Genomic DNA, 17,589 nt, shown 5'->3' on the forward strand with positions numbered 1-17,589 from the left:
TCGATGAGCAGCAATATTGTATGGCACGAATCCTCTATTTCAAAACAAGAAAGACGAGATAAAAATAAACACCAGAGCTTTATTCTCTGGTTTACAGGTTTATCAGCATCCGGTAAATCTTCTGTTGCGAACGCTTTTGCCCGGACTTTATTTGACCGCGGCGCTCAGGCGTTTGTCCTGGATGGTGATAATGTGAGGCATGGCCTCAATCAGGATCTTGGCTTTAATGAGACCGGCCGCAAGGAAAATATCAGACGGATAGGAGAGGTTTCGAAACTGTTTGTTGAGAGCGGACAAATCGTCTTAACAGCTTTTATATCCCCTTACCGTGCTGATCGTGACCTTGTCAGAGAATTGGTTGAAAAGGATGAATTCCTCGAAGTCTATATTAAATGTTCGATTGAAGAATGCGAAAAACGCGATCCCAAAGGACTTTATAAAAAAGCGAGAAATGAAGAAATCAAACATTTTACAGGCATCAGCGCACCATACGAAGAGCCTGCGAATCCGGAAATTGTCCTGGATACAGAAAAATATTCAATAGAAGAATGTGTTAAACAATTGACGAAAGCCTTGATTGAAAAGGGTTTAATCTAAAGGTTTCCTTTTATGGACTGAAGATTAAAGAAAAAAACTCTCGAAAAGTTTGAATTTATTGATATATTATTCTATAAGAATAGCAATACATCATTTAAGGTAATTGTCCTCAAATGAACACGCGGTCAATTGCATGTTAGTTAGGAGAGTCAGAACATGGGAAAGGTCTATTTAGTTGGAGCAGGCCCAGGTGATCCTGAGCTGATCACGTTAAAAGCCATCAAATGCATCCAGAAGGCAGATGTTATTTTGTATGATCGCCTGGTCAATAAAGAATTGCTTTCCTATGCCAAAAAGGAAGCAGATCTCATATATTGCGGCAAGCTTCCTGACTATCATTTAATGAAGCAGGAAACGATTCATCACTTCTTAATCCGTTATGCGAAAAGCGGTAAGATCGTAACCCGTTTAAAAGGTGGAGATCCGTTTGTATTTGGACGCGGTGCTGAGGAAGCAGAAGCCCTTGCGAAGCAGAAGAGCCAGTCTGCAGAGCGTTTATTAATTTGATATTTGGAATCAGCTCGTTTTTGAACGATACCTTCCAAGCCATTCTGCTGCACCAGATCAAAATATGCTGCAGCATTTCCATATAACCATTGAGACTTGCAGATAGAAGGGGAGTCGTTCAGCACTTCATCTAAAAGGGTTTTTCTTTCGTATAGCGTTAGATTAACTCTTTCACCTTTAAAGTAAACAATATCGAAAACACAAAACTGTATGTGATGATTAGATTTCTTTGATTGGAACCTTTCCATCATGGCTTCAAAGTCAGGCTTTCCTTTTTCTCCAGGAACAATGAGCTCTCCATCAAATGAAAAAGAAGGTTTATTTACAAACATTACATTTTGAAGATAATTGATAAAGGAGATTCATTGTATGTTTAGTTTCATAAACAGAACAAAATTGATAAAAGATGATTTAAAAGGTATATCGGAATTGATGTAAGTCCATTTCTCTTTCCTCCGAATCGTAATTAACAATAGATCCTTATTCCACAATCCTGCCCAATTCTTAACTTTGGGGTATAGTCACTATGTGCAGCAATCACCCCCGATTGTTGAAGATCATATTATATTGTAATTTGGTTTAAGGTTCTAGAAAAGCACACTTTAGTTAAAAAGATGTTAAGCCTTTTCTTGATATAAGTTAAATTGTTTAGGCGTATGTTTAAGCGGAATTTTAAATTCCTCAAGATTTTCTATTTCATTAAAAAAATCTTCTATATCACCATCGGTTTCAAAATACCATTCTGACGTTTCCAACTTCTTAAACTCCTTTATATGTTCAAAAACGAATTCACAGTGAAGTTGTTGAATGTTCCCATCTTCTTTATCAGTAAATTGTCTAACAAAATCGAAATAAAATAGTTTTTCTCCAGTAAAGTTATAGATCCCACACTGAAATAGTAGGGCTTTTTCTTCTTCACCATCAACGTCTTCTAATGCAAATGACTTAAACTCTTTCCAAATATTTATTACATCATTTGTGTTTTCACCAAATCTTTTTTTGAGGTTATTTTCAGCATTTGCAATTGTAATCATTAAACCATCTCCAAACAGTGGAAATTATTTAATAATTAATATGCCTCTAAACATCTTGTTCAATTATCGTGCCTTTACTTCAATAAAAAGAGGCGACACTTTGTTAAGCAATCGCCCCCGATTGTTGAAGATCATTTATGTTGTCTTATCGAAGAATAGCGCCCTTTAATTGAATTTTACATATTCCTAAAAAGATATATCCCAAATCCAAGGGTATCTCTGCCCCATTTCAGATATGTACTTCTCCAAGTCCGGATCTTTTGTAACATCGCATCGCAATCTGGATCATCAGGATGTTTGTAGCAATAATTCTCAATGGACATAGCATAAAGCCACTCATATTCATCCCATTCATCGTCGTTAGTAGTGTAAGACCAGAGTGGAATTAGGCCTAGTTTTTCGCCAACCTTCACATTCTCGAAGTGGCTTCGTAATTCGGATTCTTCCGCTCCTCCGAGCGCCTCCAAATATTCCTTACTTGGCTGCTGCTTCCAGTAGCCTTCACCGATGAGCACATATCCACCCTTTTTTACACACTTCCTCAGCGTATCCAACGTTTCATGCAATCCGCCTAATGCGTGAGTTGAACCAATACAAATCGCTACATCAAACTGCTCATTTATTGTCTTAATTGCTACTTTAGCATCTTCTGTAATGATTTCAATATTATTTAAAACCCCTCTATTTTTAGCATTTACTTGAAGTTGTTCCGTGAAATCACCATATTTCTCGATAGCAATACATTTAGATCTATACCTTTCAATAATCCGAAGAAGAATTTCACCTTTCCCAGCACCTATATCTATTACTTTGTCATTATCTTTTAAAGCAAGTAACTCAATAACTTTGTCTATCTTTGATGGATTAATCGGATTATAAAAAGTATGGCTTTGATGGGCTATTGCTGAATATCTGTTTCTATCCATAATACCTCCAGAGACTTATTTTATTTCCCTCTATCATATTGTAAAAGTAAGGGGAAGCTTATTCAATTATCTGGCCCGATTGTTGATCAAATTGAAACCACTCTTCAACAATCCTGCCCGATTGCTTAATACCAATTATTTCAAAATTAGGTGATTAACTCAATCTTTTATTCAAGTAAAAAGGACACTTACCTTTTTACAGATAAGCGCCCTTTTACGGAAGAACGAAAGTATAAAATTAGGTAAGTGTCAAAATGCTCCCGCCTAGTTACGCTTTATTACTTTCTCTTACAATATTCAATTTTTACAGTATTGAGCCCGTACCAAAACCACTTTCTTTTGTATGCTTTCAATAAAAATAAGAACCTTGCACTAGATGGGCCGTTGTAACATAGAGTAATCCCAAAGACGTTTTATTAGGAGGATTACCCATGTCACATGATGATTAAAAAGGAGGAAAAAAATGCATTCAATTCAATTGGTTCTGGATGCAAAAGCTGAACTCGGTGAGGGGCCGAGTTGGGATTCACGAAGAAAAGTGCTGTATTGGGTAGATATTACAAGGCAAAAGCTGCATTTGTATAATCCAACGAAGAAGACACATACGATCTTTGATACCGGGCAGTATATCGGCTCAGTTGTTCCTAGAAAATCAGGTGGTATTGTGATGACACTAAAACATGGGTTTTATGCCTACGAATTCGAAACGGGGAATATGACATTTATTGGTGCTGTCGAGTTAGATAAGCCGAATAACCGATTCAATGATGGAAAATGCGATGCGGCTGGACGTTTCTGGGCGGGTACTATGAGCCATGACTCGACGCCGAATGTCGGGGCTTTTTACTGCCTGGATACTGATTGGAGCATCAAAAAGGTGTTGGAGAATGTCAGTATTTCGAATGGTATCGCCTGGAGTCCAGACAATTCGACGATGTACTATATCGATTCGCTGACAAATAAAGTGATGGCTTACGACTATGATTTAGCAACCGCAACAATCAGTAATCCGCGGGTTGCCGTCTCAATTCCCAACAACTTCGTCTTCCCTGACGGCATGACATCGGATGAAGAAGGAATGATTTGGGTCGCGATGTGGAACGGTAGTGCTGTAACAAGGTGGAATCCGAAAACAGGGAAGCTTCTTGAAATAGTGAATGTTCCTGCAACACGCACGACTTCTTGCGTATTTGGCGGTGACGATTTGCACGAACTCTATATTACTTCCGCTCGAATCGGTTTAGAAGAAAAAATATTGGCGAAGGAACCTTATGCTGGTGGATTATTTGTTGTCAATACCAAAGTAAGAGGCCTTCCAACATATGCTTTTGGAGGGTAATCCTTATTAAATATTCTTAGAACGCGTATCCCTCTTTTTTAATATTTTGAAGAGTCTCATAATTATCCTGGGGACTCTTTTTGTTTAACAAGATAAAATTAGTGTATGAGGTGTCTATCAATATTGAATTTGTTTACGACTAAAGTAAAGCTTTACGTGTATAAGATTTTACATATATAGTACAACAAGCATTGGAACATATGGATTACAGACGAGTAGTGCATTCATACACTATTTTAAGCATTTATGCATGCAAAAAAGGGTGTTGCATCGCAAGGTTTCTAAAACTTTTAAAAGAGATAACAATATATAAAAATAATCTAAATATGATCTATGTACTTAATAAAGCACTACACTACATTTAAGTATATTTCTTCACAATCTCTTCTAAAATATCCATTTATTTTGAAAATGAGTTACTCAACAATCTGGCCCGATTGTTGATCAAACTCTTGAAACCACTCTTCAACAATCCTGCCCTTTAATTGAATAACTGATATTTCCATTTTATCACAGCTCTTTAATATTTTTTTTAGTCTTGAAAAATTTTAAAAAAGTTCCAAAGCTCCTGACAAATAGAAAAAAGCCCTGATCATTCATCAGAGCTTTTCAATCCATTATTTTTGAAAAAGTTTTGCAATCGTGCTGTCAGGCAATGCTTTTACTCCCCCGACGATTTCATATTCTACTGCTAAGTCAGCATATTTCTGTATAGTCTGTTTTGTTGTCGCTTTAGGCTCATTTGGATCAGTCAGAATCACACCGTTAAACCAATCAGCAGCAAGTGCAGAGGCAGAAAGAGCATCCGGGAAGTTTGTTCCTGTAGCAATGAATGGAGAATCCATATCATAGATACCCGATTCAACTGCAAAGTCTACAATCTGGGTATTCGTAGCATAACGGTTGCTTCCGCCCAATCTGATTGTTTCTGGTAACGTTTCTGTAGCCTTCTCTGATACGACTGCTGAACCTCCCGCAATTATGGCAAAATCTGCATCTGCAGCTTTGACATAATTCTTAACGACACCCGGAAGATCTGTGCTTCTAGTTAATAGAATTGGGGATTGGATGATTCCCGCGAATGGAGCAATGGATAGGGCATCCGGGTAATTCTCACCTGAAGCTACCACAAGAGTCCCTGTTTCCAATCCTACCTCTTTCGCCACTTTTACAGATGTATCATATCTGTCCGTTCCAGCGATACGTGTAACAGTTTTCACTCCTGCATTTTTCAGCTGTGTATCAACAGCAGTTGAGATAACGCCAGTTCCGCCAATCAGGTAAACCTTCGTCACACCAAGTTCTTTTAACTTCGTAATTACGCTGCTTGGAACAGAATTCTTATCTGTTAACAGCAGCGGTGCTCCATGCTTAGCTGCAAGCGGAGTTGCACTCAAGGCATCCGGATAGTTTCTTCCAGTTGCAAGTACAGCAACATCTGATTCTACCCATTCATCAGCAAGTGCTACTGATGTTTTAAAGCGGTCCTCTCCTGCATAACGGTAAGTAGGCGCTGTTTCAGCTGCGCTTACCTGAGCAAAAGGAAGGCTCAAAGCGAATAGAGCTGATAATACGATTGTTTTTTTCATAAAAGATCCCCCTGTATATAATCTAGCAAACTTCTATATTATACTTTTATACCAGATAAAATGTAATGGATTTATTACAAAATTTAACATTAAAGAGTCTGAAATTTTTCGACAAAATCTTCCTTGAACACTCAATACAGATCAGGTCACTATTGATTATCAAAGCTTCAAGCCAATTTCAAGAAAAGAAGAGTAGCTCTCGCTACTCTTCTCTGGAAATAATGGAATGGCAGACTATGCTTCTGAGGTAACTGGAAATTCAAAAGAACAATTAGTTGCAAATTTATTTCCTTTAGGACATCTAGGATCTGTAAAAGATTTAGCAAATACAGTGTTATTTCTTGCTTCTGATGAATCAGCTTACTCGACAGGTGCAGAATTTGTGATTGATGGTGGAGCAACAGTTGAGCAATGTTAAAAATGGATATTGACTTGAATTCATTGATGAATGGAGAGATTGATATGAAATTAAAAGACAAAGTAGCAATCGTAACAGGTGGAGCAAGCGGAATTGGTGAAGCAACTGTTCGCCTTTTTGCTGAAGAAGGCGCAAAAGTGGTCATTGCTGACATTTCAAAACGAGGTAAAGACATATTAGAAGAATTGAATACGAATGGATATGATACGTTATTTGTTAAAACAGATGTAACAAAAGAAGAAGATATTAAACAGATGATCAATGAAACCGTGAATCAATACGGTAAGCTAGATATTATGTATGCAAATGCTGGAGTTGCTGATGATGCACCAACACCTATGAAAAATGGAAACGAACTATCGATATTAATTTATCAGGGGTATTCCTTTTTGATAAATATTCGATTGAACAGTTTCTTAAACAAGGTACAGGCGGTGTCATTGTTAACGCTGGTTCTATTCATAGTTTTGTTTCATTACCAAATCCAACAGCCTATTCCTCTGCAAAAGGTGGCGTGAAGCTATTAACTCAAAACTTATGTACTACTTATGCAAAAGATGGTAGTATTAATGCGGTCTGCCCTGGTTATATTGACACTCCTTTACTTGCAAGTGTTGATCTTCAAACGAAAGAATATTTAGTTTCTCTTCATCCACAAGGCAGACTTGGAAAACAGAAGAAATAGCAAAGGCTGTCTTATTTTTAGCAAGTGATGATGCTAGTTTTGTTAATGGTACAACCCTTCTTGCTGAAGGGGGCTATACCGCACATTAATTTAAATTAAAGGATATCTTATACTAACAAAGCAGTCTAAATCGTAGATCATTTAGAACTGCTTTGTTATTTCATTTTATAAAAACACCTTCCTATAGGAAAGCGCCAGATTGTTTAAGATTGAATTGGTTTGTTTATTCCGAACTGGATTACCATTTTTATCCTAATGGTTTTTTAATTAATTTGAATCGCTCATTGATCATTTCATGAGGATTAATATTTTTAAATGAAATAGCCTTAGCTGAAAAACCAGCAAAATTTAACCCTGCACCAAATATTTGTAAAGCTCCGTCAGCAAGGTTCCCTTTTTTAAATTCTTCGATACCGTCTTCAATAAAGTTATTGCTTTCGTCTAGATGGCAATCTGCTATATATTTTTTTCCTTCGTGAAATAATTTAAGATTTTCCAATACTTGATTTGCTGTTTTTTCTGATATACCTGCGTCTATATTCATAAGGTTTTCTGAACAATACCTTAGCGTATGTTTTCAGCGTTTCGTTGGTAGGGCCCGACTTATAGAAAACGATGAGCAATCTACTCATATTATTCGAAAAAATGAGCGAAAAACACTTATATTTCCCCAATCCCATTCTAAATATCAATTATTAACACCAATTACAGAGGGAACCATTGAAATGATTATGATTCACTTAGAACCAGGACAGGAAGATCAACAACTCGTAGAGCATTCTGGTGAAGGATGTGGCCTCATTTTTTAAAAGGCAAAATGACTGTAATTCTAGGAGATAAAGAATATATTTTATGTGAAGGGGACTCTATTCGTTTTAAAAGTACAACTCCCCATAGGTTTGTTAATCGTTCAAACGAAACTGCTATATCCGTATGGGCTATGACAGGACGGGTGTTGTAAAGCCATTTTCTTAAGATTACTTGGCGCGATTTCATGAATGTAAGGGCCAGTCCCACACTACATTAAAGGAAGGCACTGAAGAACTTATTTTTTATGACTTTCTAAAAAAAGACGACTTTTACATTCGAAGCTTGAATGAAAGTCGTCTTTTTGAAAAGATAAGCGTATATAATTTTGCCTACCACAGATCTTGATTCTGTGGTGTTTTTTTTTCCCTGCAAGGAAAAAGTCCTTTTATACTATAAAATTACTTCTGTGCAATGCTAGGGGATCATTACCGATTATTCCATGCAATTATAGTGTGAATTTCAATGGCGTTGATACTCATCTGCGTCATCCATCGCGATTAGATGCAGATACATCCGGTCTATCCCCTAAAGGTATTTTCCAGTACCACCATTTAAACTTGATAGATATTACAATACATAAGATAGAAATGGCAGCGTAAATGCCAACAAATAACCAGTGTTGTCCTCCTAGTAGCATGGCTGGTCCAGCTGACCATGCAAATAACTCTATAGGCGTATTAAGTGGACCAACAATAGCCGTATCTGTAATTGTCTTAGATTTATTCTCTGGATCAATTACCCTTAATAGAGTCAGGCCGATCGCAAAGACGCCTGTTGCATATCCATAAACAAATATTGAACGTTCAAACCAACTTTCATAGTTCATGGCAGGCCCAGCTACCCATAATAGTAAAATAACAATGATCAAACCTGAAAGCATTAATAATCCAAGTGGGAGTGCATATTCAAGAACAACAGGTAGCTTAATTGAGGCTACTCCAAAGAATACAAGGTAATCGGTAGCTGAGCTACCTAACCTATTTACCACTTCTTCGTCTACATATTTATATACACCTTTTTGCCCCTTACCCATGAGCGCATACATGACCAATGCAACAATGAATGCTATTGTAAATGTTGGAAAGTCGAGCCCCCAAGTATCAGCAATATATGTATTTAGCAAGTAACCTAAACCGGATGGAATAAGTAAGAGCGCCAAATGAAATGCTAGTGGGTCAAGTGCTATGGGTGAAATCGTCCCCTTTCCTATGGAAACTCGATTCTCAGGCTTTACTAAACCTGTCCTCATGTCCTCTGAGATTTGGGAGAAGTCTTTAACATAGTGGGTATATCCTTTTTTTGTAGCCATTTTTATAAATATTAGTCCACCAAAAATACCTGCTAAAATACCAACGGTGGCGGATGTCATAGCTAAATCTGTTGCGTCTGCAAAACCTAAACTTTCAAAGGTTGATCCTACTGCAGCTGCTGTTCCATGACCACCATAGAATCCCGTTGCTAATAGTAATCCAAAACCATAATTAATATCCGGAACCCATTTAGAAATAACTAATATTGAAAATACAATGGGAATAAAAATGATGACGCACATGATCAATATTTTATATGAAGCATATGCACCCATTCTATTCAGGTCTTTCTTCATATTACCTGGGGAAAATGAAAATCCATTGATCCCTACCGAAGCAAACACAAAAATTATGATGACTCCTGCATAAGAACCGATGTCCTCTGAAAAAGGCAGGATATTCAGGAATCCAGGACCTAACGCCAAACCTAAAAAACCTGCCAATAAGCTTGCAGGAATAAAGTTCCTTTGCAATAACTTGATTTTTGAACGCATTAGCATACTTATTAATATAAGTATGCTGGCGAGAGTGAAGTCTACTAATAGCGTATTTAACGTCATAGATGTATCCACCTTTCCCGATTATAATTTTAGAAAGTTATTTGATCTTGTAACTGTAGCGGGCGGTGCGATGTCCAATTTCTTGTTTGTAATATCAAGGATGTCTTCCGGTTTTATCCATGGTCTGTTTTGAATAGCACTGGTTTCTTCATGAGTGAGATACCCTTTATATGCCGTCAAGCTCCGTCTTAAAAAACCATCTTTGATACAGGCTTCTGTGACACCTGAGTTGAGAATGGATCTAAGGTGGCCTAATACAGAAGCAGCATATGCTACGGATGTGGAATTTGCAATAGCCCCTGGAATATTGCCTACACAATAGTGAACGACACCGTTTTCAATATACGTGGGATTATCATGAGTGGTTTCACGGAAAGACTCGATTGCCCCTTCAGCATCATTGCTAATATCAACAATGACTGATCCTTTTTCCATTAGGTTGAGCATGTCTCTATCTATCAAATAATCCTTACTTCCTTTTGGCCATTTCACGCAATTAATGACCATATCAATTTCCGGAAGTGATTTTTTGATATTTTCTTTAGTTGATAATTGAGTGTTTACTTTTTCGTTGTATATCTTTCCAATTTCTCTTAATGTACCGAAGTTTACATCCATTACAGTACACCAAGCTCCTAACGATTGTAGAACTTGTAATGCGGATTTTCCGACTATACCCCCTCCGAGGATGAGGACCTTAATGCCAGGTGCTCCTGCTAATCCGCTTACAAATTTCCCTTTGCCCCCATTAATTGTTAGCATCGATTGTAAGCCCATTAAAGCTCCTTGTTTACCTGCTGCTTCACAATTCACTGAACCGAATCTATGTGAATCTTCTGCCGTAAATGCAATACATTTGCTGTCGAGAATGGCTTGGACTTCTTCTTCATTAGCAGCTGGATGGATACATGTGTAGATAATTTGATTTTCTCTAAGTAGTTTGTACTCGATTTCTTCAATTTCTTTCACTTTTGCTAAAAAGTCAGACCTTTCATACATTTCTTCTAATTCTTCTACTATTTTAGCACCTTGCTCCTCATAATCTTCATTACTGAATCCCGCCTGGATTCCAGCATCTTTTTGAACAAGAACAGTATGACCATCGCTTATAATAGTTTCGACTTCTAATGGAGTTGCAATTACTCGGGACTCTCCCACTTTTATGTCTTTCAATACACCAAATATCATTTTCCTTCCTCCCCAGTTTCAATATGTACAGCAACATATTGCCTAGTTAATACCGGCTGTGTTTTCCTGGTGACGATTAAATTTCATTACAAAGTTCTTTTTCTGAATATAAACCCTAATTATTTACAATCCATTTTCTTAACATCAAGATTTTATTTTCCTTGGCATACCAATTTTCATAACTATACCCCTTCTTTCTACTTTTTTATAAGGACGCAATTCTATTTCGTATCGTCTTTATTAAAGCAAGAAGCATGCCAATAGAACGTATCATTTTCCGCTGATTTAAGCAGGAAAATCGGAAAAAATGAGAGTTTCTCTTGATAAAAATGTCGATTGGAGATATAAAAATGATTAAATTGTTAATATTTGAGCAGTAGATGTTATGTTTTGGGCACTTTGAACATAAGTTTATTTCTCTATTGTTAGCTTTTGGGCACAATTTCGTACAATCTGATCTTATTTTGCAGAGTCTGTCTTGGGATTTCGAGTAATTTAGCTGCTTGTGATACATTGCCTTTTGTTTGTTGAATTGTCTTTTCGATCATTTTCCTTTCTAATCTAGCAACTGCTTCTTTTAATGGTTCAATCTGAATCTCTTCTTCACTATGTCGAATGAAATTTTTCACACGTTCTTCAATATCTTTCATTTTAAGTGTATCTTCCCATTCATCTATTTGATTGATCGCAAATTCAACAATATGTTCCAACTCCCGTACATTCCCCGGCCAGTTGTACCTCAAGAGAAAGTCATATGTCTCCTTCGATACATTGTTTACATTTTTGTTCAGCAGCACATTATATTTAGAGATAAAAAATTCCAATAAAATCTTAATATCATCTTTCCGTTCACGTAATGGCGGAATATTGAGCGTCATTACGCACAATCTGTAATATAAATCAAGCCTCATATCTCCATCTTTTACACAATCTTCAGGGCGTTTATTAGACGCGGTGATGACTCGTACATCAACTTTTCTAATAATTTTATCTCCTAACCTTCGAATATATCCGTCCTGTAATATTCTTAATAGCTTGGACTGTAGATGAATGGGCATTGAGTTAATCTCATCTAGAAAAATGGTTCCTCCTTCCGCTATTTCAAATAAACCTGGATTATTCTCTGCTCCGGTAAAACTTCCTTTTATTGTACCGAACAAAATACTTTCAATTAAGGCTTCTGGAATGGCTGCACAGTTTTGCGCAATGAAAGGCTTTTCTGCACGATTACTGGCATTATGCAGTGATTGAGCAAATAATTCTTTTCCTGTTCCTGTTTCACCATATATAAATACGGGGGAGCTTCCTTTTGCAATTTTTTCGGTTAAGCGCTTTAGATTCCTCATTTGTTCATTATTTGTAATAATTTCCTTCAATGTATATCTTGCTCGTTCTGGCTGAATATTTTCTAGTAATCGTTTATCAGCTTTAAACATTTCTGAATTTATTTCGATTGCATTATTTGTATTTTCTTTTTTTATTTCTTTCGATAATTCAATTGCTCCTATAATTTTCCCATGGGCCCTGATTGGTAAAGAAATATTTGTAGTTTCAATTTTCCGTCCCATAAAATCAACAATTTCTTGCTTATCTCTAAAAATAGGACGACCTGTTTTCATTGCATTTAATAAAGTACTCGATTTCTTATTCAAAGTAGGAAATACAGAAAATAAGCTTTCTCCTAATATTTCCTCACGTTCACGAATTTCTGAGTGGAATTGCGGATTAAATTTGATTGTAAACAAGATTGTCCCTTTGGTATCTAAAATTGTAATACCATCAATGTATTTCAGTTGATTTAAAATGTCATAATTATCTAATCTAGTCATTTTATTCTCCTCCATGATTTTGTAGTAAAAAAGGGGGGGAATTCGTTTCGTTAGCTTGATGGGCATGTGACGGTACCCCATTTTGAATATTAAAGTACAACTTCATTGATTTGTTTTTTTTGACGAGTTTCTACTATAGTTTTCGTGATTTAGTCGAAATGATGAAGGTATCCCCGGCACAGAATGAAAGCAGAAAGGTTGCTTGTTCTTAAACGTGAGAGTTACTAAACTTTCTTAAAAAAACCTTGTACAATAAGGTACAGCCGTTTTCCAAAGGAAAACGGCTGTATTCTTAATGATACCAAGCTTCTGTTTTTATTCAAACACGTTGCATGCTACTTAAAGAGGCCATCACTGTCTGCTGCAATCGCCCCAGATTGGGAAATAAGATTGTTATATCCATTTTGCAAACCAAACAACATAATACGCAGCAGGGATAAAGATGATCTGAGCCAATAACCTCTATGTTAATCTTTTCTCCGGAAACGTAGTATGAGACACACCTTTTTTCATCCTTTATGCGTTTAAATATGTCCAAGCATATTGAGCGTATAATTCGGCTCCGGTTACCAGAGCGTCTTCGTCGATGTTGAATTTTCCGTGATGATGGGCCCATTCGGTATCTTTTTCAGGATTGCCGCTTCCAACGAGAGCAAAGCTGCCAGGTGCATGGTCCAAGTAGAAGCTGAAATCTTCTCCGCCCATTGTCGGCTCTTCATTATATATCACATCTTCGCCAAATGCTTCTGAAGCAACCTTTTGGACTAGCTTAGCACTGTATTCATCATTGATTACTGCCTGAGTGCCGCGGGTATATTCTACTTTCGCCGTTGCACCATATACGGCTGCAACTTGTTCAGCATAATGCTGGATCTGTTTTTCAATATGTTCTCTTGTTACAGGATGGAAACAACGGACAGTTCCTTCAATTACCGCATTTTCGGCAATGACATTGAACCTTGTGCCCACCACCATTTTTCCTATAGTGAGAACAGCAGGGCTTTTGGCGTCAATAGTTCTAGAGACGACCGTCTGCACATTAATGACAAAGGAAGATGCAACGATTGCCGCATCAATACAATTCTGCGGCATGGCACCGTGACCACCTTTGCCTTTAAAAGTCACCTTGAATAAATCCGCTGAAGCAAAAGAAGGTCCTGGTGTGCAGGAAACTTTGTGAGTAGGCATCTGTGACCATATGTGAATGCCGAAGACGTTATCTACACCGTCCATCGCACCCTGCTTCACCATTGCTTTTGCACCTTCTGCAATTTCTTCGGCAGGCTGAAACAGTAAGCGGACTTTTCCAGGCAATTCGTCTTTTATTTCAATTAAGGCTTTGGCGGCAATCAGCAACATCGCAGTATGGGCATCGTGGCCGCAGGCGTGCATTTTTCCGTCTACATTTGATGCAAAAGGTAAATCTTTATTTTGCTCTTGTACTGGTAATGCGTCCATGTCACCTCTTAAAGCTACCGTTTTCCCCGGCTTTCCGCCTTCGATAGCAGCAATTACCCCGGTCGGTTGCATTTTTCGAAAAGGAATCCCCAGATTTTCGAGATACTCGCAAATAAAGGCAGTTGTCTTTTCTTCCTCCCACGGTAATTCAGGCTCGCTATGGAGCTTTCTCCGTAATTCGATTAGTTCTTCGCTATTCATATGAATTCGATCTTTTATTATTGGATGAATCATTCTACTCTGCCTCCGTTAACTTTTTGGCTGTTTCATATAGAATATGGACAGCATTTGCTAAATGGCGTGAATCTGACCATTCTTCCGGACAGTGGCTTAGTCCATTTTTACTTGGAATGAAAAGCATCCCTACATCGGTAAAATCGGAAAAGACCATAGCGTCGTGACCTGCACCACTGTTAATTGAACAGTACGGGATTTCTAATTCACTGCTCTTTTGCTTCAAAAGAGAAAGAACCTCATGATTCATTGCTTTTGGCTTCATATATAAAAGCTCCTCAACGGATGTATCAATACCATTTTCACTATATGAATCTACTATTTCTTTCACTTTCTCGATAACATTGCGTACATTTTTTTCCCTAGCTGATCGGATGTCCACTGAGAATACTGTTTTATCGGGGATGACATTGGCTCCGTTTGGAAATACATTGAGTCGTCCGCTTGTTATAACCGTTCCTTCCCCTTCACCACTCGCAAGCTCAGGCAATTGAGCAATGATCCTTGCTGCAGCGACTAATGCGTCCGATCGGCGGTTCATCGGAGTTGTCCCTGCATGCCCTGCCTGTCCTTTTATTGTCACTTCCAATTGTGTCAAACCGACGATTGCTTCCACCACGCCAATCGGAACGTTTTTTTCTTCAAGTATTGGTCCTTGTTCAATATGCAATTCAAGATATGCTCTAATAGTTTTTGGATCTCTTTTTTTAGGAAAAGACGAATCCAGTCCGATACTCTCCATCGCTTCTTCTGTAGAGATACCATCTTTATCGGTTAGATTTTTAAAATCTTCCTCACTTAGCAATCCAACGATTCCTCTCGAACCCATTAGTCCGCCGCCAAATCTTGCTCCCTCTTCTTCCACAAGTGCAATAATTTCCAAAGGATATTTCGGTGTTACTTTATTCTTCGCAAAGAGAGCAGCCACTTCAAGCCCCGCCACTACGCCTGCAGGACCGTCGTAGGCACCGCCGTTTGGGACTGAGTCAAAATGAGAACCGATGAGAACGCTAGGCCCATCTTTTAATGTGCCTTCAAGCTTGCCAAAAATATTGCCAAAACCATCTTCCTTGACATGTAAACCGTACTCATTCATTTTATTTTTTAGATAGTTTCGTGTCTGCAAGTCCTCATTACTATAAGTAAGCCTGGTTGTACCTTTATCAGGTGTTGCGGTAAATGTACTCAATGTATCTATATGTCTTTCAATTCGGTCTTGAACATCGTTCATAATGTCATTCCATCCTTCCTACAATAAACCTACAAAAATACCTGCTAATACGACTGATACAATTGTGACTGTTATAAAACCTCCTACAAGCATAGGTGGCAACATGTAGCTGGTCAGCATTTCTCTTTCTTTTTCATCTTCTGTTAATGACTTAATTACTTCATTCGTGATGATGTAGTCGGCAGGGAATCCATATAACGCAGTCAGTGAAACAGCGAACGCCATTTCTTTGCTCACTTTTAAAATTTTCCCTGCGATCAATGAGAATATATACATACCAATGACACCCAATAAAATCGTTCCTACAAGCGGATATATTATCTCAAGCATCATACTTGGTGTTGCTTGTTTTAATCCGTCAAAAATAAAGAGCATTAGAGCCATGATGGCAAACCCAAAACCATTTGCCTTTTGTAAAACCTGCTTTTCGAGAAAACCAATACTTTTTGCGATTACCCCAAACAATAAGCAAAGAACAAACGGGCTGACGGCCACAACTGGCGCCAATAGAGTAGAAACAAGATAAGCAAGGTAAGCGACAATTACCAGTCTTAAAAATTTAAAGAAATCGGTATTATATTTCTCTGGAATGTTTTTAAATAACTTAAGTTCCATCTTTGCTGTTGCTGCTGTAGCAGCTACTTCTTCAGTAGCTATTTCCTGTTCTCTTAACGCTAATTGTCCACGGCGATATTGTGCAAGAAGTCTCTTCCCTTCTTTTTTTAACATGATAGACGTGATCGGATATCCTGCAAATCCTTGCATGACATAAATGACGATGGCAAACACGGATAATGATGCGAGACCGGCTTCTTTTGCACCCTCTGACATGATTAAGGCAGATACTACACCACCCACTAAAGGGGGAATGGCCACGACTACTGTCTGATAACCGAAGATTAGTGTTCCAATACTAAATAAAATCGCGATAATTCCTAAAATACCAGAGAGGGCAATGACAATTGTCTTCCACTGACTTTTCAATTCCTGAATCGATAACAACGTCCCCATATTGGTAATTAATAAGTACATCATCATTATTGCAACAACTGGCGGCACACCTGCCAATGCTACGATGTCTTGCGGAAAGAACGTCCAATATCCTAGAAGGAACAGGACTGCGCATACGAAAATGGACGGTACCCACGCTTTTGTTCGAACAGAAACAAAATCTCCTATAAATAAAATAAGCATAAGAATAACTAAAGCTAACATCTGGGACATAAGAATCTCTTCCTTTTCTTTGTTTGATTTACAAATATTTCGATATACGAAAAAAATTTTATAAGTAAAATAATAATATAATTATATTTTTCAGTCAATTTAAATTATTTATAATTTTCTATAAGCTGATTTTATTAGATCTTATATTTTAGTTGAAAATTTTCTTTATTTCAAAATGGTAATAATATTATTTTACTGTAATTTATTTCCTTAAGTATATAGGGGTACCGCCACATGCCCATCAAGCTAACAACGTAAATTACTAGATATGAAATGAGCCTAATGGGCATAGGGAGCTTCAGGCAAATTTGAAAGTAGACAGTAATTCAGAGAGAACCGGCGAAACAGAAGAACGTGATCTTCGTTTATGGGTGCTTTTTTCATGTTATTCCCCACACAAAACACCTGAATTTGACCCATTTTGGCCGAATCCAGGGTTTTGTTGTTTTCGTTGGTTCCCAAAAGGTCAATTATGTAAACTAGATTGCTAGGTTCTATAACAAAAAAATAATTTCTCATTATATTCTCATCTTTTTCTTCGTTTTTCCCCCACCTTCAAAACGTTGGCTCTACCTCACATAGGGACATGCATTATTTGAATAGGATGACAGTAAGCATCCTTAAAGGATGGTTTACACCTATCATCCACA

15 protein-coding genes and 2 pseudogenes are annotated in these 17,589 nt (G+C 37.6%); 6 read left to right on the plus strand and 11 right to left on the minus strand.

What is annotated here, in order from left to right; genetic code table 11:
• Positions 1-3 precede the first annotated feature (3 nt).
• On the plus strand, positions 4-597 hold the full coding sequence (gene cysC / locus QFZ72_RS15995; RefSeq protein WP_307435097.1) for an adenylyl-sulfate kinase: 594 nt from the start codon (positions 4-6) through the stop codon (positions 595-597).
• A gap of 156 nt (positions 598-753) precedes the next feature.
• A pseudogene (locus QFZ72_RS16000) lies at positions 754-1,068 on the plus strand (SAM-dependent methyltransferase); the annotation flags it as partial.
• On the opposite strand, the gene QFZ72_RS29520 reads toward QFZ72_RS16000, so the two are convergent.
• From QFZ72_RS29520 to QFZ72_RS16010, 3 genes are all read right to left on the minus strand, one after another.
• On the minus strand, positions 975-1,436 hold the full coding sequence (locus tag QFZ72_RS29520) for an ATP-dependent DNA ligase (protein ID WP_373464591.1): 462 nt from the start codon (positions 1,434-1,436) through the stop codon (positions 975-977). The pseudogene QFZ72_RS16000 and the gene QFZ72_RS29520 overlap by 94 nt on opposite strands.
• 285 nt (positions 1,437-1,721) lie before the next feature.
• Positions 1,722-2,138, minus strand: coding sequence for a hypothetical protein (locus QFZ72_RS16005; protein WP_307435098.1), 417 nt, complete (start codon positions 2,136-2,138; stop codon positions 1,722-1,724).
• A gap of 176 nt (positions 2,139-2,314) precedes the next feature.
• A complete protein-coding gene (locus tag QFZ72_RS16010; protein ID WP_307435099.1) occupies positions 2,315-3,064 on the minus strand; it encodes an SAM-dependent methyltransferase in 750 nt (249 codons plus the stop codon).
• 463 nt (positions 3,065-3,527) lie between these two features.
• Between QFZ72_RS16010 and QFZ72_RS16015 the strand changes: the two genes are divergently transcribed.
• The gene (locus QFZ72_RS16015) at positions 3,528-4,403 is read left to right on the plus strand and encodes an SMP-30/gluconolactonase/LRE family protein (RefSeq protein ID WP_307435100.1); all 876 of its coding nucleotides are present in this window, start codon (positions 3,528-3,530) and stop codon (positions 4,401-4,403) included.
• 617 nt (positions 4,404-5,020) lie between these two features.
• Here the strand turns inward: QFZ72_RS16015 and QFZ72_RS16020 are convergent.
• Positions 5,021-5,992, minus strand: coding sequence for a cell wall-binding repeat-containing protein (locus QFZ72_RS16020; RefSeq protein ID WP_307435102.1), 972 nt, complete (start codon positions 5,990-5,992; stop codon positions 5,021-5,023).
• A gap of 226 nt (positions 5,993-6,218) precedes the next feature.
• Here QFZ72_RS16020 and QFZ72_RS16025 point away from each other — a divergent pair, with 226 nt between their 5' ends.
• Positions 6,219-6,410 carry an SDR family oxidoreductase gene (locus QFZ72_RS16025; protein ID WP_373464592.1) on the plus strand — a complete coding sequence of 64 codons (192 nt, stop codon included), beginning with the start codon at positions 6,219-6,221 and terminating at the stop codon, positions 6,408-6,410.
• A gap of 26 nt (positions 6,411-6,436) precedes the next feature.
• A pseudogene (locus tag QFZ72_RS16030) lies at positions 6,437-7,184 on the plus strand (SDR family NAD(P)-dependent oxidoreductase).
• A gap of 158 nt (positions 7,185-7,342) precedes the next feature.
• Here QFZ72_RS16030 and QFZ72_RS16035 read toward each other — a convergent pair.
• Positions 7,343-7,639, minus strand: coding sequence for a hypothetical protein (locus tag QFZ72_RS16035; protein WP_307435103.1), 297 nt, complete (start codon positions 7,637-7,639; stop codon positions 7,343-7,345).
• A 246-nt stretch (positions 7,640-7,885) separates the two neighbouring features.
• On the opposite strand from QFZ72_RS16035, the gene QFZ72_RS29525 reads away from it, so the two are divergent.
• Positions 7,886-8,056 (plus strand): cupin domain-containing protein, encoded by a 171-nt coding sequence (locus QFZ72_RS29525; protein ID WP_373464593.1) that lies wholly within the window; start codon positions 7,886-7,888, stop codon positions 8,054-8,056.
• Positions 8,057-8,389: 333 nt separating this feature from the next.
• Here the strand turns inward: QFZ72_RS29525 and QFZ72_RS16040 are convergent, their stop codons facing one another.
• The 6 genes from QFZ72_RS16040 to QFZ72_RS16065 form a co-directional block, all read right to left on the minus strand.
• Positions 8,390-9,775, minus strand: a complete 1,386-nt coding sequence (locus QFZ72_RS16040; protein WP_307435104.1) for a sodium/glutamate symporter — start codon at positions 9,773-9,775, stop codon at positions 8,390-8,392.
• Between the two features lie 21 nt (positions 9,776-9,796).
• Positions 9,797-10,963: an alanine dehydrogenase gene (locus tag QFZ72_RS16045; RefSeq protein ID WP_307435105.1), complete on the minus strand. Its 1,167-nt coding sequence runs from the start codon at positions 10,961-10,963 to the stop codon at positions 9,797-9,799.
• Between the two features lie 425 nt (positions 10,964-11,388).
• Entirely contained in the window at positions 11,389-12,792 is a 1,404-nt protein-coding gene (locus tag QFZ72_RS16050) for a sigma-54 interaction domain-containing protein (RefSeq protein ID WP_307435106.1), read from the minus strand.
• A 516-nt stretch (positions 12,793-13,308) separates the two neighbouring features.
• Entirely contained in the window at positions 13,309-14,484 is a 1,176-nt protein-coding gene (locus QFZ72_RS16055) for a M20 family metallopeptidase (protein WP_307435107.1), read from the minus strand.
• Position 14,485: 1 nt separating this feature from the next.
• Positions 14,486-15,715, minus strand: coding sequence for a Zn-dependent hydrolase (locus tag QFZ72_RS16060; protein ID WP_307435108.1), 1,230 nt, complete (start codon positions 15,713-15,715; stop codon positions 14,486-14,488).
• Positions 15,716-15,733: 18 nt separating this feature from the next.
• Complete coding sequence (locus tag QFZ72_RS16065; RefSeq protein WP_307435109.1) at positions 15,734-16,939, minus strand: hypothetical protein; 1,206 nt, start codon at positions 16,937-16,939, stop codon at positions 15,734-15,736.
• Between the last annotated feature and the right edge of the window lie 650 nt (positions 16,940-17,589).

Origin of the sequence: Bacillus sp. V2I10 (assembly GCF_030817055.1) — a bacterium.
Lineage (GTDB): Bacteria > Bacillota > Bacilli > Bacillales > Bacillaceae > Bacillus_P.